We start from the raw sequence: 18,624 nt of genomic DNA, 5'->3' as shown, positions 1-18,624 counted from the left end.
GTGAGATGCATAGCAAATGGGGAGTACCGCGCGAGATTCTCGATGACATCTTGTATGCCCTCGACACCTACACCGTCGTGACGATCACGGACAGACACGGCGTGATCACCTACGCGAACGATCGATTCTGCGAGTTGGCGAAGTACTCTCGCGAAGAACTTGTTGGCCAGACACACAAGCTGGTGAGTTCCGGGCTTCACGACCCCGAACTGTACGCCGAGCTGTGGAGCACTATTCGCAGCGGCAACCACTGGCGCGGGCTGCTGTGCAACCGCGCGAAGGACGGAAGCTACTATTGGCTTGAAACGCTCATTGTGCCGATCCTTGACGAGAGCGGCACACCGGATCGCTACATTTCGATTCGCTCTGAAGCGACCGAACGCCACCTCGCGCAGGAACGAGTGAAACAGCTTGCCTACGTCGATTCTGTGACGAGATTGCCCAATCGTATGTCGATGCTGCAGACGATGGCGAAGGCCGCAGAAAAGCGCAAAGGCGGATTCTGTGCGTTTCTTTCTGTGAGTATCGACGAGCTTTCTGCCGTCAATGATGCCTTCGGGATTGAGACCGGCGAACAGCTTCTACGGGAGGCAACGGCGCGGTTGCAGGATCTCGCTGGACCGCTTCACGCCATTGCGCGGCTGGGCGCGGGGGTGTTTGGTTTGTTCCTTGTGGACCTGGGCGATGAACAGTCTGCGGTGATTCGATCCCTTGCTGTCGCAGAACAAGTCGTAGCGAAACTCAGCGAGCCGCTTGATCTGGGGGCCGGGATCGTGATTGACGGCTCGGTGAGCGTCGGGTGTGTGCTCTGGGCGGATGCGGCTCTGACCCCGAGCGTGGCGACCGTGAACGAAGACACGCACACTCCCGGATACCGGCCCGGATCCTTCGTCAATGCCGAGGATCCCTCCGAAGTGGTGATGAGTTCAGAGGTGGCGAGAAAGCGCGCCAGGCAGAGTGGCGGCGCTCGCAGGCTGCGGTTTTTTGAGCAGCACATGATCGAAGAGGCAAGGGAGCGGGTGCAGCTTGTGGCTCAGCTGCGCCTGGGCATCGAGCGAGACGAGCTGCGATTGTTCTCGCAGCCGATCGTTGACCGGGAACGGCGGGTGCTGGGGGAAGAAGTACTTCTGCGCTGGATGAACCCCGAACGTGGGCTCGTGCCGCCCGACGAGTTCATTCCGCTCGCCGAACAGACCGGCATGATCATCGAGATCGGTGAGTGGGTGCTCCATCAGGCTTGTGCGCAACTGGCTGCCTGGGGCGTGATCCTGCGACCCAGCACCTCACCCTGTCGGTGAACCTCAGCGAGCGTCAGATTCGCGTGCGCAATTTTGGTGAGACCGTGCGCGCCATCATTGCGCTGTACGGCGTGCCCGCCGGCAAACTGAGAATCGAACTGACCGAGAGCGTGCTGCACACGAATCTCGATCGGACCGTTCGTCTTCTGAAGATGCTGGGCGCAGACGGCGTGCTGTCCTCCCTCGACGATTTTGGCACGGGGTACTCCTCGCTCAGTTACCTGCGTGAACTGCCGGTGCAGCAGCTCAAGATCGACCAGTCCTTTGTTGATGCGATCGTGGAAGACACCCAGGCCAGATCAGTGGTAGCGACGATCGTGCAGCTCGCGCGAACCTTTGATCTGAACGTGGTCGCCGAGGGAGTCGAGACCGAGGAACAGTTCCAGGTTCTGCTGAGTCTCGGCGTTGATGCGTTCCAGGGGTACCTCTTTAGTCGCCCGCGCCCGATCCAGGAGGTTTCACGCTCACGCCCAGCGGACGCCCCGCCAACCCGCGGCCCAGCCCCGAGACCGCAGTAGCGATCCGAATAATCTCGGCGGCTGCCGGATCTTCCGGGGCTGCAAGAACCGCGGGGTCACCACTGTCTCCCTTGACGCGAAAGTCAGGGCTGAGGGGCACGCTGCCGAGAAGGGGAACCGCACCGTGCTCCGGGCTGCTCAGCCTCTCCGCGACCAACTGACCGCCGCCCGATCCGAACACATCGATGACGGATCCATCCGCCTGCAGCATCCCCGACATGTTTTCGATCACGCCGATGACACGCTGGCCGGTTTGCCTGGCCACGAGCGCGCTTCGCACGGCTACGTCCGCCGCAGCCTCCTGCGGTGTGGTGACTACCAACACTTCGGCCTGGGGCAGCAACTGCCCCACACTGATCGCAATGTCGCCCGTGCCCGGCGGCAGATCCAGCAGCAGAATGTCGAGATCGCCAAACCACACATCCCGCAAGAACTGTTCGATTGTGCGGTGCAGCATCGGGCCACGCCACGACACCGCGGTGGTGCGGGGATCCTGATCCCCAAGAACATGCCGATGGAGATCACCTTCACGCCGTGCGCAACGGGCGGCAGGATCATGTCACCCACGCGGGTGGGCTGGGAAGTGACACCATCGCGGCTCAGCCCCATGATGCCGGGGATCGAAAACCCGAACACGTCCGCGTCGACGAGCCCCACTGCCAGGCCGGCCTCTGCGAGAGCCACCGCCAGTCCGGCGGTGAGCGAAGATTTACCGACACCCCCTTACCGCTGGTGACGGTGATCACGCGGGTGAGGGAATCAGGGCCGAACTGTTGGGGCCGAGATCCGCGCTCGCCGCGTACCCGCTCGATGAAGGCCTGCCGTTCACTCGGCGACATCACTCCAATCACAACGTTCGCCTCGGTCACGCCCGCCGCCGCAGCGACGGCCTGGCGAGCCTCCGCCTCGATTTTGCGCGCCGCCGGGCAGCCCGCAATGGTGAGAAGCACCGAGACCGTTGCGCGCCCCGCGTCGTCCACCTCAACGCTCTGCACCATGCCGAGATCTGTGATCGGACGCAGAATCTCGGGATCGCGCACTCGCGCAAGCTCCGCCCAGACCGCGCCTGCGATGTCGCTCACTGCTCGGATTCACCCGCCTTCTCTGTTTCGAGTTCGGCGAGCAGAGCGCGTAGTTCGGCCCGCACAAACTCGCGATCTGGCAGCTCTTTCATTGCGAGCCGCAGCGCCACCACCTCACGGGCAAGAAACTCGGTGTCGGCGAGGTTGCGCTCGGCGCGCTGCCGATCCTGCTCGATCTGCACGCGTTCGCGGTCGTCTTGCCGGTTTTGTGCGAGCAGGATCATCGGCGCCGCGTACGACGCCTGCAGTGAGAGTATGAGTGTGAGTGCGGTGAAGCCGAGCGCCGCCGAGTCGAAGCGGAACTCCTCAGGACCGTAGGAGTTCCACGCGAGCCACGCGAGGCAGGTGACTGTCAGGATCAGTAGGAACCACGGGGTTCCCATGCCTCGCGCGATGCTCTCAGTCCAGCGGCCAAAGCGCTCGTTGCGCGATCCGCCGCTCGCGCGTGATGATCGTGTGCTGACGGCGCGGGGGGCGTCGAGGCCGGGAGTGCGCTTGAAGAATCTCACTGAGCAACCTCCGCATCGGCGTGACGCCAGTCGTCGGGGAGGAGATGATCGAGCACGTCATCGACGGTGACCACACCGACGAGCCGATTTTGTTCGTCAACAACAGGCATCGCGACCAGGTCGTAGCTCGCGAGTCGACGTGACACCTCTGCGGCGCTCGCGCTCGCGGGCACCGGCTCGATTTCCGTGTCAAGCAGCGCCGTGAGTCGTTCGTGCGGAGGGAATCGCAGCATGCGCTGAAAATGCGCCATGCCAAGATACTCCCCCGTCGGTGTCTCGTAGGGAGGATGAGTGACATAGACCGCCGAGGCCATCGCCGGCGGGATCTCGGCGCGCCGGATCATCGCGAGCCCCTCGGCCACGCTCGCCTCAGCGGCCAGCACGATGGGGGACGGGCTCATCAGACCACCCGCGGTGTCTCCGTCGTAAATGAGCAGGCGGCGCACGTCCTCCGCTTCCTCCGGCTCCATGAGCTCCAGCAGCTCCTCGCCGGTTGCGGCGGGGAGCGCGGCAATCAGGTCGGCGGCGTCGTCAGGCTCCATCCGGTCCAGCACATCCGCCGTTCGATCCTGCGGGATCTGCGCGAGCAAGGCGAGCTGATCCTGCTCCGTCATCTCTTCGAGAGCATCGGCGACCCGCTCGTCGGGGAGATCCTCGATTACCTTCAGCATGCGCGGCTGGGGGAGTTCGAGCAGGGCGTCGGCGAGGTCAGCGGGCTTCAGATCAACCAGGGTTTGAATGAGCAGCTCGGCGGACTGCGTCCCCCCGTCGCTACTTGGTAGCCGCACCTCCGACCAGCGCACGATCCGCGCGTCACCCTTGCTGAACGGTCCCGCCGGTTTCGGCAGGCGCACAAACACCTCCGACACCAGCCATTCACCGCTGCGGGCGCGCTCAATGGCGGCGTCTTCGATGGTGGCCTTCGTTGCGGTTGGAATCTCGACTTCGCGGCCCACCATCTCCGCAATCAGGCGGGTCTCGCCGCCGCGTTGCTCGAAACGCCGAATGTTGATGAGGCCGGTCACGATCACCTGCCCCGCACCAATCGAGGTCACCCGGCTGATCGGCACGAAGACGCGGCGCTTTCCGGGAATCTCCACGATCAAGCCGACCACGCGCGGCGAGCTCGTGGCCCGGTACACGACCAACACGTCGCGCACCTTCCCGATTCTGTCGCCGACCGGATCAAACACTCCGCGTCCGGCGAGACGCCCGACAAAGACCCTCGAAGTACTCACACCACTACGCTAGCGCTCTTCACGAACGACACGCCGTTGAATCGCCCGGGGCCGTGCCACCTTGCCGCCGGGGTGTCGTTCGCCGTGCGCTGAAACGGATCGGCGAGGATCACGCCGCGATTTAACGTGGCTGTGGAAGAATCAAGGCATGAGCACACCGACTCCTGGTACCCCCCGGCGGCAGATGCAGATGCCCGAACTGCCGACGGGTGAGATTATCTCCACCTACGACCGCTATGAGGATGCCAAACACGCCGTTGATGTGCTCGCGCGCGCGAGTTTCCCGGTGCAGCAGATCAGCATCCTCGGCAATGACCTGCGCAGCGTCGAACGGGTCACGGGACGCCTCACCTACGGCAGGGTGGCGCTGATGGGTGCGCTTTCCGGCGCCTACCTCGGACTCTTTCTCGGTCTCCTGCTCTTCATCTTTCAGCCTGACAACGCGGCGATTCTCGGGGTGTTTGTTGCGGCGATCGCGATCGGTGCGGGGTTCGGCATGCTCTTCGGTGTGCTGTCGTACGGAATGAATCGCAATAGACGCGACTTCTCCTCGGTGATGCAGATGGTCGCCACCCGCTACGACCTGATTACAGACCCTGATCTAATCCACCAGGCCCGCCAGATTCTGACCGCACACACGCACCACTAGCCACCCCTAGCCTTCTACTCGCCGAGACCGTATGGTCTCAGCGAGACGCCATCGAGTTCGCGCGATGGAGATGGCGGGTCGGCGGAGTGATGGCGGGTGGGCGGGGCGAGGGGACTCAGGCGGTAGGGCTTGCTTCTGTCAAGGGTTCTCCGTCCACAGCGGCGGAGCAGATCGTGTTATCCACAGATTCTAGATTTTTGGTTCCTGGTGGAGTTCTTCCGGCAGATTTGGTGTGTGCGCCGACGCGATATCCAAGAACTTCGAATGCTCATTCTGACCAGGAGTGAGCTGCTTCTGTCTGGGCTCAAGGAGCGTGGCATCGCAAGGCAGGTGCGTGATGGTGTTCTGCTACGCCTCACGAAAGGCCTGTATGTGGTCGCCGAGTCCCTTCAGAGCCTAACTCCGGAAGAACGCCACCTGGTGATGGTTTTCGCTGTCGCGACAACTATGCGCACAGAGAGTCTGTTTTCGTCCTATTCAGCGGCTGCGCTGTGGGGTCTCCCGCTTTACGAGTTTCGGGCTGCGCCGCCACAAACGCTCGTCTCGCACACGGTCAACGTCTCAAACACCCGGACCGTCGTGCGCCGGGTTGCGCACTATTCGGACGCGGAAGTAGCGAAGATCGGCGGAGTGTATTGCACGAGTCTCCCGCGCACCATCTTGGATCTCGCGCGACTCGACACCCCGGAGCGTGCAATTGCATGCGCCGATGCCGCAATGAGTCTGCTGTTCCCGGTGGATCGCGGAGCGGGCATGTCGGACGCCGCGCAAGTGTGGAGGCAGGAGCTTCTCGACCAACTTGGGCGTGAGCGGGGCGGGCGCGGCGTACGTCGCGCTGCGAACGTGATACGGCTTGCAGACGGAAGCGCAGATTCGCCGCTAGAGAGCGTCGCGCGGCTCAGATTCGTTTCTCACGGGTATGCCGTCGCCAGCCAAGTGGAAGTTCCTGCCCCCGGAGGCCACCGCTATCACATTGATCTTGAACTCCTCGGTCTCGGTATTTTCTGCGAAGTCGACGGCAAACAGAAATACACCGAGCCCGAGTTTCGCGGTGGACTCACCGCCGAAGAAGTTGTTTTCAGAGAAAAGAAACGCGCGGAGTGGATAGAAAACAAGACTCGCAAACGAGTACATCGGCTGGGGTATGCGGAGCTACGCACGCCAGCTACCTTCACCAGGTGGCTGCGAGACGCGAGGATCCCTGCCCCAAGGGCCGTTGCCGCCGAGACCGTATGATCTCGGCGAGACGCCATCGAATCTGCGCGATGGAGATGGCGGGTCGGCGGAGTGATGGCGGGTGGGCGGGGCGAGGGAAGGGGCGGGGCGCCGAGTGATCGGCCCAACGCTACCGCTCGCGCAGCAGCTTCTGGATCCGCTGCGCAGAGACCGGCTCGGCGGTGCGCAGATGCTGGGCGAAGAGACTGATCCTGAGCTCTTCGATGAGCCACCGGACGCGACCGAGGTGCGCGGGTGCCTCCTCGGCGAGCGGGATCGTGCCCCCGGCCTCCGCATAGAGCGCCGCGACCCGATCCACCTCGTTTTGCCAAGCGCGATCGCGGCCCGGGTTCTCGGTGAGCCCCTTCATGCGCAGCTGCACCGCTTCAAGGTACACGGGCAGCCGTTCCAGCTGCGCGATCCCGGTGCGCGACACAAAGCCGTCAAACACGAGCCCATCAACCTGCCCCGCAGCGTCGGTGACCTGGCCGAGTACCTGCAGAGATTTCGCGCTGTCAATCGCTTTCCGCGCGAGCCTCGCCCCGTCGAGCACCCGTGCGGTCAATGCGATCGCGCCGTAGATTTCGTCGATCAGGGATCGTGCGTAATCGTCGGTGATGCGCTGGAACACCTCGGCGTTCCACACCAGCCCGTCGGGGGCGTGCCTGCGAATCAAACGATCGGCCACCGCTAGCGACACGTCAGCGATCGCGAGATCCAGGCTGCGATACGGGCCTGCCCCGAGCAGCAGCTTTTCCTGGTTCGAGAGGTGATCCCGAATATAGCTCGCGGGCGAGGGGGAACTCAGCGCCACAAGTCTGCGGATCCCGCGCCGCGACACCCGCGCCTGCTCAGCCGCGTCAGCGACGAGCGCCAGGTCGACACTCGTGCGGCGATCCACGATCGCAGGATACGCCCGCACGACCCCGGCCCCGCTCGCGCGACCCTTCGCGTACGCCGTATCGACATGGCGCGGCAGATCGCCGAACGCCCAGCTCGTCGCGCCCTTCTGCTCGAGTTCGCTCTTTGGCAGCGCCGAGGCCGCGACTCTCGCGACCCCCTTCGTCGCCTCGGCCCTGTGCGCGGTTTGCAGTTCGCTGAGATTCTTGCCCGTGCCAATGGTGCGTCCGCGCCCGTCGATCACCCGGAACGTCGGGGTCAGATGGGCGGGCAGACGCTCGGTATCAAAGTCCGTGGGCGCGACCGGCATGCTTGTGGCGCGCCGTATCTCGGCGGCGAGCAGGGCCGTGAGGGACGGGGCTGGATCGGGTTTCGACTCGCTTCGCTCGCTCAACCGGCGGTCCTCATCGAGCTTCGGCCCCACCGTGGTGAGGAGCTTCCGCGCCCAATCCGCGGCCGGCACCACATGCTTGCGAATCGCTTTTGGCAGCGTCTTGATGAGTGCGGTGACGAGTTCCTCGCGGAGCCCCGGCACCAGCTTCTCAAAATCGGAACCGTCGAGGCGGGGGAGCAGCGGCAGCGGCACGTTGACCGTCACCCCGTCGTCTTCGGCCGTCGGATCGAACCGGTAGCGCAGCTTCAGCGATTGGTCACCGTGCCGCCACTGCCTGGGAAACTCGGTTTCGTCGACCGGCTCGGCCTGGTCTTCCAGCAGGTCCTCGCGGCGCAGCGTCAAGAGGTTTGGCTGGGTGAGCCGGGTCTTCTTCCACCAGCCCTCGAAGCTGCGGGTGGAGGCAACATCGGCCGGGATCCTGGCATCGTAAAACTCGAAGATCGCGTCATCATCGCTGACGATATCGCGGCGACGGGTGCGCTCTTCCAGCTGTTCCAGCTCGCGGCGCAGCTGCCGATTGGCACGATCAAAGGCCTGCGACGAGTCCCACTCACCCTCGACCAGCGCGTGCCGAATAAACAGTTCGCGGGCGTGCTCGGGATCCGTGCGCGCGAGTTGCACCCGGCGGCGATCCACGATCGCGACACCGTAGAGCGTCACCCGTTCGTAGGCGACCGCTGCACCCTGCTTCTTCTCCCAGTGTGGCTCGCTGAGCTGGCGTTTCGCGAGCGGGCCGGCAAGCTCCTCAGCCCACGCGGGATCAACGACCGCGTTGCTGCGGGCAAACAGTCGGCTTGTCTCAACGAGCTCAACGCTCATGACTACCTCGGGCGGTTTCTTCGCGAGCACCGACCCGGGATACAGCACAAAGCGGGTGCCGCGGGATCCGACATACTCCTGCGCGGCCCGTCTCTTGCCCGCGCCGGGCGCGTTGGTGCCCGCGCGGCCCGGTGCCCCGCGGTCTTGACGATCATCGCGCACGCCGAGCTGCGAGAGGAGCCCCGCGAGCACAGAGCGGTGGATGAGCTCGAAGGATCCGCCTGTCTCGGTGGCTCCAACGCTGGCCTTCGGTCCGTCGGCAATACGCGAAATCTGTCGGAACAGATCCATCCACTCGCGCACGCGCAGAAAGTTGAGAAACTCTTTCTTGCACAACCGCCGGAACGCGCTTGAAGACAGCTCGCGCTGCTGCTCCTGTAGATAGTTCCAGAGATTCAGCAGGGTCATCAGATCGCCCTGCGGATCATTGAAGCGTGCGTGCAGTTCGTCGGCCCGACCACGCTCGGCCTGCGGGCGCTCGCGCACGTCTTGAATGGTCAGGCCCGCCACGATCGCGAGAACCTGCGGCACCACCTCGTGTCTGCGGGCCTCCACCACCATGCGGGCAAACCGCGGTTCGATCGGGAGGCGAGAAAGCTCGCGGCCGATCTTGGTGATGCGCGGCTCTGCGTTCTTCCCGCGCTGTTTGTCGATCCGCACCGCGCCCAGCTCCGCCAGCAGCCCGAGGCCGTCGGCGATCCCGCGCTGATCCGGAGGAGTGAGGAAAGGGAATCTCGCGATGTCACCGAGCCCGAGCGCAAGCATCTGCAGAATGACCGAGGCGAGCCCGGTGCGCCGCACCTCGGGTTCGGTGTACTCGGGCGGCTCTGAAAGTCTTCTTCGCTGTAGAGCCGGATCGCGATGCCGTCGCTGGTGCGACCCGAGCGGCCCGAACGCTGATTCGCGCTGGCCTGCGAGATTGCCTCGATGGGCAGCCGCTGCACCTTGCTTCGCGCGCTGTACCGGGAGATGCGGGCAGTGCCAGCGTCGATGACGTAGCGGATGCCCGGCACCGTCAGCGATGTTTCGGCAACGTTGGTGGCGAGCACGATGCGTCTCGTGCCGGGTGCGCCGCGCTCGAAGACGCGGTGCTGCTCGGCGGAACTGAGCCGACCGTAGAGCGGCAAAATCTCTGTTCTCGCTGCGCGGGCGGACGCTCGCAACTTGCCGTTGAGCACGTCAGCAGCATCACGAATCTCGGCCTCGCCTGAAAGAAACACGAGGACGTCGCCGGGCGCTTCCTTCGCGAGTTCGTCGACAGCCTCGCCGATTCCCTCGAAAAGGTCGCGCTCGATCCTGCGGGTCTTTGGCGCGCCAGTTTTGGGGTCCGCGGTTTCGTGCTCCTCCACGAGCGGCCGATACCGAATCTCAACGGGGTAGGTGCGCCCCGATACCTCAATGATGGGCGCGGGATCGTTGGTACGCGGATCCGCGAAGTGTTTCGCAAACGATTCCGGATCGATCGTCGCCGAGGTGATGATGACCTTGAGGTCTGGCCGGCGAGGGAGCAGCGTCTTGAGATAGCCGAGCAGAAAGTCGATGTTCAGGCTGCGCTCGTGCGCCTCATCGATAATGATCGTGTCATAGGCAGTAAGGTCGCGGTCGCGGTGGATCGCGTTGAGCAGGATCCCGTCGGTCATCAGTCGGATCTTGGTGTCGGCAGAAACCTTGTCCGTGAACCGGACCTGGTAGCCGACGAGCCCACCCATCTCGGAGCCGAGCTCGTCGGCAATGCGTTCAGCGATCGTGCGGGCGGCGATCCTGCGCGGCTGCGTGTGCGCGATGCGCTCGCGGCCGAGCGTGAGTGCAATCTTGGGGAGCTGGGTCGTCTTGCCGGAGCCGGTTTCGCCCGCGACGATCACGACCTGGTGATCCCGAATCGCGTCGGCGATCTCTTCCCGCATCTGTGAGACGGGCAGTTCCTCCGGGAACTCGATGCGGGGTGCGGGGGCTGGGTGCTGGGACATGACCTAGCCATTATCGCAGTCGCGTCCCCAATAGCGGGGCGTCTCAGGACAGGGAATAGACTGGGCGAAGACAAGTCTTCCGAAACCAAGGGGAACCATGACCGCATTGCCGATCCCGAACATCACCATGAACGACGGAAAGCAGATCCCGCAGCTTGGGCTCGGTGTCTTCCTCGTCGAACCGGGAGAAACCGAGCGGATCGTCACCGAAGCGCTTGAGGTGGGTTACCGTCACATTGACACCGCGCGCATCTACGACAATGAGGCCGAGGTTGGCGCGGCGATTGCGAAGAGTGGGATCCCGCGCGAGGAACTGTTCATCACCACGAAGCTGTGGAACTCCGATCAGGAGGATCCGCACGGAGCCTTCAACGCGAGCATGGATCGCCTCGGCCTTGAAACGGTCGACCTGTACCTCGTGCACTGGCCGATCCCCGAGTTCGGTACCGCGCTTGGCGCGTGGAAGGGGCTCATCGAGATCGCTGAGACCGGCCGCGCCACCTCCATCGGTGTTTCGAACTTCGAGATCCCGCACCTGCAGCAGCTGCTCGACGAGACCGGCGTGGTCCCCGCCATCAACCAGATCGAGCTGCACCCGCTGAACCAGCGCCGCGCGCTGCGCGAGTTCTGCCGCGAGCACGGCATCGCGATCGAAGCCTGGGGTCCTCTCGCGCAGGGCAAGAGCGACCTCTTTGAACGCCCCGAGATTGTCGCGGCCGCTGCCACCCACGGCAAGAGCCCGGCTCAGGTGATCCTGCGCTGGCACCTGCAGCACGACACCATCATTTTCCCGAAGACCACGCGCCGCGAACGCATGATCGAGAACGCAGACATTCTTGATTTCGACCTCTCGGCAGCCGAGATGGCCGCGATCGATGGCCTTGATGAGCAGCACAATTTCGGGCCGGATCCGAGCACCTTCAACCGTCGCTAGCACGCTCAGGATCCGGCACAACGGCGACACCACCCGAACGGAGTAAGCATGTCACGCACACCAGTCACGGTTACCATCACCGGCGCGGGCGGCCAGATCGGCTACGCGACGATGTTCAGGATCGCCTCGGGTGCGATGCTTGGTGCTGACCAGCCGGTGCGCCTGCGTCTGCTCGAGATTCCGCAGGGGATGCGGGGTGCTGAGGGTGCGGCGCTTGAACTCACCGACTGCGCGTTCCCCTGCTCGCCGGGGTCGACATCAGTGACGATCCGAACCGGGCTTTCGACGGCACGAACATCGCGATGCTCGTTGGATCCCGGCCGCGCACAGCGGGGATGGAACGCGGCGACCTGCTGGCGGCGAACGGCGCCATCTTTGGGCCGCAGGGCCGCGCGATTGGTGAACATGCCGCGAGCGACATCCGGGTGATCGTGGTGGGAAACCCCGCGAACACCAACGCCTTGATCGCGCAGCAGCACGCACCGGATGTGCCCGCTGAACGGTTCACCGCGCTCACCAGACTCGACCATAACCGTGCGGTGGGTTTGCTCGCGGCAGAGGCCGACATCTCGGTCGCAGACGTTGACGGCATCACGATCTGGGGCAATCACTCGGCCACGCAGTACCCGGACCTCAGCCACGCGAGTGTCGCTGGGCGCCCCGCACTCGGTGCGGTTGACGCTGCTTGGGCGCGTGGCGAGTACATCGACCGTGTTGCGAAGCGAGGAGCGGAGATTATCGAGGTGCGTGGCGGATCCTCCGTCGCGTCCGCGGCGAACGCGGCAATTGATCATGTGCGCGATTGGGTGCTGGGCACCGGGGAGCGCCGCACGAGCGCTGCGGTGATTTCTCGCGGGGAGTATGGAGTGCCCGAAGGTCTCATCTCGTCCTTCCCTGTGCGCTCTGCCAGCGGAGATTGGATGATTGTCGAAGGGCTTTCCGTTGATGAGTTTTCGCGGGGCGGATCGAGGCTTCCGTTGCTGAGCTGGTTGCAGAACGCGACGCGGTGCGGGAGCTGGGCCTGATTTAGCGGGGATATGGCGAGTTAATCTCCGTCCACAGGGATCATTTTGGGCGCGAGTCAGCCGGAGTTATCCACAGATTTCCGAAGGCCCAAATTGCCCTTGTGAACTGTGGCATTCTGTCGTGAACCCATACAGAATGGAGACATGACCGACATGACGGAACCGCTGACATGGACGCTGGTGAGCGTGCTCGGCACTGGGCTGCTCGGCACACTTGCGCTCATCGCCCGCCTCATCTTTCAATCAATTCCCACTCAGTTTGCAGGGCTGCGCAACGAAATGGTGGCCCGCTTCGAGGCGGTCGACAGACAAACCAAGGATCGATTCGACCATCTTGAGAAGCAGATGAACATTCGCTTTAGTAATGTCGACAAGCAATTCGAGCATGTCAACCAACGGTTTAATCAGATGGACCAGCGCTTTGAGAGGGTCGACATCCGCCTCGATCGGATTGAAGGGCGCTTGGACAAGACTGACGCGCGAATCGGCAAGGTTGAGCTGTCACTTCTCGACATCGACAAAGACGTGCAGGTGATCGCGAGCCGAACCTTCGGTGACGGCGAAGATGAAGCGTAGCCCTTAGGATAGAGGGCATGTCTAAGGTCCTTTCTTCTCTCCCTGTTGGCGAGCGCGTCGGTATCGCTTTTTCCGGTGGCCTCGATACCTCATGCGCGGTTGCATGGATGCGCGAAAAGGGTGCAGTTCCTTGCACCTACACCGCTGATATCGGTCAGTACGATGAACCCGATATTGACGGGTCGCCGATCGAGCCAAAGAATATGGCGCGGAGATCGCGCGCCACGTTGACGCGAAGCTGCCGCTCGTAGAAGAGGGCTTTGCGGCGCTGCAGTGCGGCGCATTCAACGTCCGCTCCGGCGGCAAGACCTACTTCAACACGACCCCACTCGGCCGCGCCGTCACCGGCACCCTGCTGGTACGTGCCATGAAGGAAGACAACGTTGACATCTGGGGCGACGGCTCAACCTACAAGGGCAACGACATTGAGCGGTTCTACCGCTATGGCCTGATGGCGAATCCGGCACTGCGGATCTACAAGCCCTGGCTCGATCAAGAATTCGTGACCGAGCTCGGCGGTCGTCACGAAATGAGCGAGTGGTTGCAGGAGCGCGGCTTCCCTTACCGAGACTCCACGGAAAAGGCCTACTCCACCGACGCAAACATCTGGGGGCCACCCACGAAGCAAAGACCCTCGAATTCTTGAACGAGGGCCTCGACATCGTTGACCCCATCATGGGAGTTGCGGCTTGGCGCGATGAGGTCGACGTTGCCACCGAGGAAGTCTCGGTGCGCTTCGAAGCGGGGCGTCCCGTCGCCATCAACGGTGTTGAATTCGCAGATCCCGTCTCTCTCGTTCTTGAGGCGAACACCATCGGTGGCCGTCACGGGCTTGGCGTCTCCGATCAGATCGAAAACCGGATCATCGAAGCGAAGTCCCGCGGCATCTACGAAGCCCCGGGTATGGCGCTTCTGCACATCACCTATGAGCGTCTCGTCAACGCGATCCACAACGAGAACACGCTCGCGAGCTACCACAACGATGGGCGCAAGCTCGGCCGCCTCATGTACGAGGGACGCTGGCTTGATCCCGAATCCCTGATGCTGCGTGAGGCCCTGCAGCGCTGGGTCGGATCCGCTATCACGGGCGAGGTGACGCTGCGCCTGCGTCGGGGGACGACTACACGATCCTGAATACCACGGGACCGAGCCTCAGCTACCACCCCGAGAAGCTTTCGATGGAACGTACCGTGGGCGCAGCGTTCGGCCCCGAGGATCGGATCGGCCAGCTCACGATGCGCAATCTCGACATTGCAGACTCCCGCCAGCGCCTCGAACAGTACGCGGCTCTCGGCCTCGTGGGGGCGCCACCGCAGAGCTCGTTGGCGAGCTCGAAGCCGGGGGAGCGGCGCAAATTGCTGACGCTGTCACCGGTATCGACGAAGATGGTGACGCGCTGGGTCTCGCCGCCGCCTTTGACGCCGGCACCGACTAACGGCTGACAGACCGAACACAATGAGAGAGGGCCTCGGGGAATCCCCCGAGGCCCTCTCTCATTGCATCAGACTAGGAAGCGCGGCGTGCGCGGGCTGCGCGACGCTTCAGGGCGCGGCGCTCATCTTCGCTCAAACCGCCCCAGACACCCGAATCCTGGCCGGTGTCCATGGCATACTGCAGGCACATCTCGGTCACCGTGCAGCGTGCACAGACCGACTTTGCTCGCTCGATCTGGTCAACCGCCGGGCCGGTGTTTCCCACCGGAAAGAAAAGCTCGGGGTCTACCGTGAGACATGCAGCTTTTTCGCGCCAATCCATATTATTCTCCTCATGTGCACTGTCAGCGCGCAAAAGAACGATTGGCCGGATAGCCTAGTTCTCGCGCACCAATTACCTAACGTGGCTGAGATTGCTCACGTCGGCGTGCGCGAAACTCGACGGAATATATGTTCGCATGTATGTAGTCGCAAATCAATAGGTAACCCGTAATTGATTCGAAAGGTCCACGAAATGAACTCGCAACCCACGCGTCTTGCACCGTCCAAGTTGGGGTGGCTGTTGCTGCGATTCGTTCTCGTCATCGAGGTCGTCGGTGGTGCGGTGTTGGTCTGGAATGTCGTGCTCGCGTTTCTTGCCGCGAGTGGCGAGCCGCTGGGGGCAAAGGTCAGCCTGTTGCTCGCGGTCCTCATCTCCTGGGCGTGGATCGCAATTACGCTGTGGGGCGCACTCGCGAAGCGTGCGAGCTGGGTCCGCGGATCCGCCCTCACGATTCACGTGCTGATGTTTGCCGCGGCGACGGGCGTGCTGCAGGGGATCCTGGGCGAGGCTATTGGACTCGGCTGGTCGCTGCTCATCCTCGCGCTCACTGGATTTGTCGCGGCCGTGATCGCGCGACCGGCGAAGCCCGTTGACCCCGCCGAGTAGCCTCACCTCCGATTAGGCTCCGACGAGCGTCCTCACCCGCGCGACGTGGCCGGTGGCCTTCACGTTATAGAGTGCGTGTTCGATGACCCCATCAGCGCCGATGACGAATGTCGAGCGAATGACGCCCTCGATGATGCGTCCGTAACTGTTCTTCGTACCGAAAGCGCCGTACGCGTTGTGTACCTTCAAATCGGGATCGCTGAGGAGCGGATACTGCAACTCGTCGCGGTCGGCGAAGCGACGCAGCTTCTCGACGTTATCGCGGGAGATGCCGAGCACTCGGTAGCCTGCGGCGGCGAGGGGCGCGGTTGATTCTTGGAAGTCGCAGGCCTCCTTCGTACACCCGGGTGTCATCGCCTCGGGATAAAAGAACACGATGACGCGCTGATCGCGAAAGTCGCTCAGGCTGCGTATGACGCCGTCCTGATCCTGAAGCGAAAAGTCTGGGGCGGCCTGTCCGGCTTCGAGAATCACACGCTCAGTCATGCGTATCAGCATAGCGCCGTTCCCCAGGGCGCGCCGTTACTTCAGGAGGCGTCGCAGTGATTCGACCCGCGAGGCGCCCGTCGCATCGAGGCGACCGTCAGCAATCGCCGCATCGAGCTCGCAATCGGGGGCGTCGTCTTGGTGGCTGCAGCCGCGCGGGCAGGCCTCGATGAGCGCCGCCAGCTCGGTGAAGCCGCGCAGGATCCCGTCGCTCGTGACATGCCCCAGGCCGAAGGAGCGCACACCGGGGGTATCAATGACCCAGCCGGTTTCGCCGCGCTCACGCCCGGGCGTCTGTGCCCGCAAGGCCACAGACGAAGAAGAGGTGTGCCTTCCCCTGCCAGTGACCATGTTGACGTGCCCGGTCGCGCGGTCCGCATCGGGAACCAACGCGTTGATGAGCGTTGACTTCCCCACCCCGGAATGGCCAACAAACACGGTGGTTTGCCCGGCGAGTGCATCCTGAATTGCCGCCAGCGGCTCATCACCCATCGCCGAGCGAAACACCGGAACTTCGAGCCCCGCAAAATGCTCAAGAAATGGTTCGGGATCCGCGAGATCAACCTTGGTGATGCACAACAGTGGCTGGATGCCGGCATCATAGGCAGCGACGAGGTATCGATCCACCAGGCGCACACGCGGTTCGGGATCGGCCGCAGCCACCACGATCAGCATCTGATCCGCGTTCGCGACCATCACCCGCTCGACGCGGTCGCTGTCATCGGCACTGCGGCGCAGCAGCGTCGTCCGGTCCTCGATCCCGACGATCCGCGAGAGCGAACCCTCGCCGCCGCTCGTGTCGCCAACGAGCTGGACGCGGTCACCGGTGACGATTGAGGTTTTGCGCAGCTCCCGGGCGCGAGCTGCGGTGACCTCGTGCTCTTTCGGGGTCTCGGGGTCTGCGCCCGCAGCGACGAGCACGCTGTAGCGGCCGCGATCCACCCCCGTGATCGTGCCAATGACCGCGTCAGTGTGCTCTGGCCGGCGTTTTGTGCGTGGCTTGTTGGCCTTCGGATTCGGGCGGGTGCGCACCGTGTGATCGGCGTACTCGCCGTAGGGAACGTCCTCGTCTTCGTCGTCTGGGGGCAGCCAGCTCATAGGCCACCGAGCCCCTCGCTGAGCCCCGAGAGAATCGCGTCAAGCGAGAGTGAGCCGTTCTCGGGAAGCTCGGCGCCCGGGACGCGGGGGTCGAGAAGTCCGAGCATTCGCCGCCACATATCGGGAAACTGCGGCAGTGTCTTCGCGGTACTGGCAACGTCTTCAATATCTACCCCGGCGACACGGAGCCCGATGAGTGCTCCCGTGGTGGCCATGCGGTGATCCGCGTAGCTGTGCCACGTGCCACCGTGGAGCGGGGCCGGGCGCACCTCGATGCCGTCTTCAAGCTCTTCGATGTCGCCACCCAGTGCCTTGATTTCTGTGACGAGGGCGGCGATGCGATCCGTCTCGTGGTGCCGGATGTGGCCGATGCCGGTGATGCGGCTCGGGCCGTCGGCAAGCGCCGCAAGGCCCACGAGGGTGGGGCGAGTTCGCCCGCCTCTGGCACGTGCAGTGTGACCCCCCGCACGGTGCCGCTGCCGGACACCGTGAGCGAGCCGTCTGCGTTCATGCTCACCGCCGCCCCAAATTCGGGGAGCAGCTGCCGGAGCTGATCGCCAACCTGCGTGGTTGCGACGGGCCAGTCGGGGACGGTTACGGTGCCGCCCGCGACGAGCGCCGCGGCAAGAAACGGGGCCGCATTTGAAAGATCCGGCTCAATGGTGATTTCGGAGGCGCGGATCGGGCCGGGGGAGACCGCCCACTCGCCGGGGGCTGGCGAATCGACCGCTACACCGCGCGCGCGCAAAGCGGCGAGCGTCATTTCAATGTGTGGCACGCTCGGCAGGCGGGAGCCGGTGTGCACGATGTGGACGCCATTTTCGAAGTGAGGGGCCGAGAGTAACAGGCCGGAGACAAACTGGCTGGAGAGCGAGGCATCAAGCTCGACCCGGCCGCCTCGCAGCGATCCCGAACCGTGAACCGTGAAGGGGAGCGCGCCGCGACCCTCGTCAGCGATATCGGCGCCGAGAGCACGGAGTGCGTCGAGGACCGGACGCATGGGACGCTTGCGAGCGTAGGGGTCGCCGTCAAATGCCACCGGGCCGAGTGCGAGGGCTGCGACCGGCGGCACGAAGCGCATCACGGTGCCGGCGAGCCCGCACGCGATCGTGGTGGATCCTGTCAGCTCCACAGCGGGGGTCACTCTGAGGTCGGGGCCAAATGAGGCACGCTCCGCTGGAGGCGTGATCTCGGTGATCTCCGTGCCGAGGGCCCGCAGAGCATCGATCATGAGCGCCGAATCACGCGATTGCAGCGGCGCCCTGAGCGTGCCAGGCCCGTCAGCGAGGGCGGCGAGGATCAGTTCTCGGCCGGTGAGTGACTTCGACCCAGGCAGCGCGACGCGAGCTTCGAGCTCGCCGCTTGCCTGCGGGGCAGCCCAGAGTTCGGTGGGCGGAGTGCCACCGTCGGCGTTCCCTGTTTCGTCGCCGTCTTTGCCATTGTTAAGCTTCGCGATCAGCATCGCCTCCGAGTCTAGCCGGACTTGGATTGGAGGTGGTTCAGCCCGAGTTCTGTTCTGAAGTGCAACACCCCCGACTCCCGCGGATGACCCCCG

Annotated in this window: 12 protein-coding genes and 5 pseudogenes; 9 read left to right on the top strand and 8 right to left on the bottom strand. The window is 63.9% G+C overall.

Annotated features, from left to right (window positions below; all coding sequences use genetic code 11):
• Positions 1 to 5 precede the first annotated feature (5 nt).
• Complete coding sequence (locus G7067_RS11315; RefSeq protein WP_166324390.1) at positions 6 to 1,298, top strand: EAL domain-containing protein; 1,293 nt, start codon at positions 6 to 8, stop codon at positions 1,296 to 1,298.
• Positions 1,295 to 1,816, top strand: a complete 522-nt coding sequence (locus G7067_RS14705) for an EAL domain-containing protein (RefSeq protein ID WP_166324387.1) — start codon at positions 1,295 to 1,297, stop codon at positions 1,814 to 1,816. Before G7067_RS11315 ends, G7067_RS14705 begins: the two co-directional genes overlap by 4 nt.
• Here G7067_RS14705 and G7067_RS11305 read toward each other — a convergent pair.
• From G7067_RS11305 to G7067_RS11295, 3 genes and pseudogenes are all read right to left on the bottom strand, one after another.
• Positions 1,728 to 2,898, bottom strand: a pseudogene (locus G7067_RS11305) (P-loop NTPase). The gene G7067_RS14705 and the pseudogene G7067_RS11305 sit on opposite strands and share 89 nt — an antisense overlap.
• Positions 2,895 to 3,407, bottom strand: coding sequence for a DUF1003 domain-containing protein (locus tag G7067_RS11300; protein ID WP_166324384.1), 513 nt, complete (start codon positions 3,405 to 3,407; stop codon positions 2,895 to 2,897). Before G7067_RS11300 ends, G7067_RS11305 begins: the two are co-directional and overlap by 4 nt.
• Positions 3,404 to 4,645 (bottom strand): magnesium transporter MgtE N-terminal domain-containing protein, encoded by a 1,242-nt coding sequence (locus G7067_RS11295; RefSeq protein ID WP_166324381.1) that lies wholly within the window; start codon positions 4,643 to 4,645, stop codon positions 3,404 to 3,406. Before G7067_RS11295 ends, G7067_RS11300 begins: the two co-directional genes overlap by 4 nt.
• 148 nt (positions 4,646 to 4,793) lie before the next feature.
• Here G7067_RS11295 and G7067_RS11290 point away from each other — a divergent pair, with 148 nt between their 5' ends.
• Together G7067_RS11290 and G7067_RS11285 are read left to right on the top strand one after the other, a co-directional pair.
• Positions 4,794 to 5,294, top strand: a complete 501-nt coding sequence (locus G7067_RS11290; protein ID WP_244301099.1) for a YflT domain-containing protein — start codon at positions 4,794 to 4,796, stop codon at positions 5,292 to 5,294.
• 234 nt (positions 5,295 to 5,528) lie between these two features.
• Complete coding sequence (locus G7067_RS11285) at positions 5,529 to 6,530, top strand: type IV toxin-antitoxin system AbiEi family antitoxin domain-containing protein (protein WP_205881136.1); 1,002 nt, start codon at positions 5,529 to 5,531, stop codon at positions 6,528 to 6,530.
• 109 nt (positions 6,531 to 6,639) lie between these two features.
• Here G7067_RS11285 and hrpA read toward each other — a convergent pair.
• Positions 6,640 to 10,589: pseudogene (hrpA, locus tag G7067_RS11280) on the bottom strand (ATP-dependent RNA helicase HrpA).
• 97 nt (positions 10,590 to 10,686) lie between these two features.
• Between hrpA and G7067_RS11275 the strand changes: the two are divergent.
• The 4 genes and pseudogenes from G7067_RS11275 to argG all read left to right on the top strand — a co-directional run bounded on the left by G7067_RS11275 (position 10,687) and on the right by argG (position 14,559).
• Positions 10,687 to 11,523, top strand: a complete 837-nt coding sequence (locus tag G7067_RS11275) for an aldo/keto reductase (protein WP_166324375.1) — start codon at positions 10,687 to 10,689, stop codon at positions 11,521 to 11,523.
• 48 nt (positions 11,524 to 11,571) lie between these two features.
• Positions 11,572 to 12,553 (top strand): annotated as a pseudogene (locus G7067_RS11270) (malate dehydrogenase).
• A 139-nt stretch (positions 12,554 to 12,692) separates the two neighbouring features.
• Complete coding sequence (locus tag G7067_RS11265; RefSeq protein ID WP_166324372.1) at positions 12,693 to 13,124, top strand: hypothetical protein; 432 nt, start codon at positions 12,693 to 12,695, stop codon at positions 13,122 to 13,124.
• A 17-nt stretch (positions 13,125 to 13,141) separates the two neighbouring features.
• A pseudogene (argG, locus tag G7067_RS11260) lies at positions 13,142 to 14,559 on the top strand (argininosuccinate synthase).
• Positions 14,560 to 14,630: 71 nt separating this feature from the next.
• Here argG and G7067_RS11255 read toward each other — a convergent pair.
• Complete coding sequence (locus G7067_RS11255; protein ID WP_166288715.1) at positions 14,631 to 14,879, bottom strand: WhiB family transcriptional regulator; 249 nt, start codon at positions 14,877 to 14,879, stop codon at positions 14,631 to 14,633.
• Positions 14,880 to 15,071: 192 nt separating this feature from the next.
• Between G7067_RS11255 and G7067_RS11250 the strand changes: the two genes are divergently transcribed.
• Complete coding sequence (locus G7067_RS11250) at positions 15,072 to 15,485, top strand: hypothetical protein (protein ID WP_166324369.1); 414 nt, start codon at positions 15,072 to 15,074, stop codon at positions 15,483 to 15,485.
• Positions 15,486 to 15,497: 12 nt separating this feature from the next.
• Here the strand turns inward: G7067_RS11250 and bcp are convergent, their stop codons facing one another.
• The 3 genes and pseudogenes from bcp to aroA form a co-directional block, all read right to left on the bottom strand.
• Positions 15,498 to 15,971, bottom strand: a complete 474-nt coding sequence (gene bcp, locus G7067_RS11245) for a thioredoxin-dependent thiol peroxidase (RefSeq protein WP_166324366.1) — start codon at positions 15,969 to 15,971, stop codon at positions 15,498 to 15,500.
• A gap of 36 nt (positions 15,972 to 16,007) precedes the next feature.
• The gene (gene rsgA, locus G7067_RS11240) at positions 16,008 to 17,069 is read right to left on the bottom strand and encodes a ribosome small subunit-dependent GTPase A (RefSeq protein WP_166324363.1); all 1,062 of its coding nucleotides are present in this window, start codon (positions 17,067 to 17,069) and stop codon (positions 16,008 to 16,010) included.
• A pseudogene (gene aroA / locus G7067_RS11235) lies at positions 17,066 to 18,531 on the bottom strand (3-phosphoshikimate 1-carboxyvinyltransferase). The gene rsgA and the pseudogene aroA overlap by 4 nt, the downstream one beginning before the upstream one ends.
• Between the last annotated feature and the right edge of the window lie 93 nt (positions 18,532 to 18,624).

Origin of the sequence: Leucobacter insecticola, from assembly GCF_011382965.1 — a bacterium.
In the GTDB taxonomy this organism is placed as follows: domain Bacteria; phylum Actinomycetota; class Actinomycetes; order Actinomycetales; family Microbacteriaceae; genus Leucobacter; species Leucobacter insecticola.
Note: the sequence above shows the minus strand (reverse complement) of the source record. Positions and strands in the feature narration are given on the sequence as shown.

Excerpts from the sequence above, each read along its gene's own strand:
- G7067_RS11315 (WP_166324390.1), top strand. The coding sequence starts at position 6 with ATGCATAGCAAATGGGGAGTACCGCGCGAGATTCTCGATGACATCTTG.
- G7067_RS11290 (WP_244301099.1), top strand. The coding sequence starts at position 4,794 with ATGAGCACACCGACTCCTGGTACCCCCCGGCGGCAGATGCAGATGCCC.
- G7067_RS11275 (WP_166324375.1), top strand. The coding sequence starts at position 10,687 with ATGACCGCATTGCCGATCCCGAACATCACCATGAACGACGGAAAGCAG.
- G7067_RS11265 (WP_166324372.1), top strand. The coding sequence starts at position 12,693 with ATGACCGACATGACGGAACCGCTGACATGGACGCTGGTGAGCGTGCTC.
- G7067_RS11255 (WP_166288715.1), bottom strand. The coding sequence starts at position 14,879 with ATGGATTGGCGCGAAAAAGCTGCATGTCTCACGGTAGACCCCGAGCTT.
- G7067_RS11250 (WP_166324369.1), top strand. The coding sequence starts at position 15,072 with ATGAACTCGCAACCCACGCGTCTTGCACCGTCCAAGTTGGGGTGGCTG.
- bcp (WP_166324366.1), bottom strand. The coding sequence starts at position 15,971 with ATGACTGAGCGTGTGATTCTCGAAGCCGGACAGGCCGCCCCAGACTTT.
- rsgA (WP_166324363.1), bottom strand. The coding sequence starts at position 17,069 with ATGAGCTGGCTGCCCCCAGACGACGAAGACGAGGACGTTCCCTACGGC.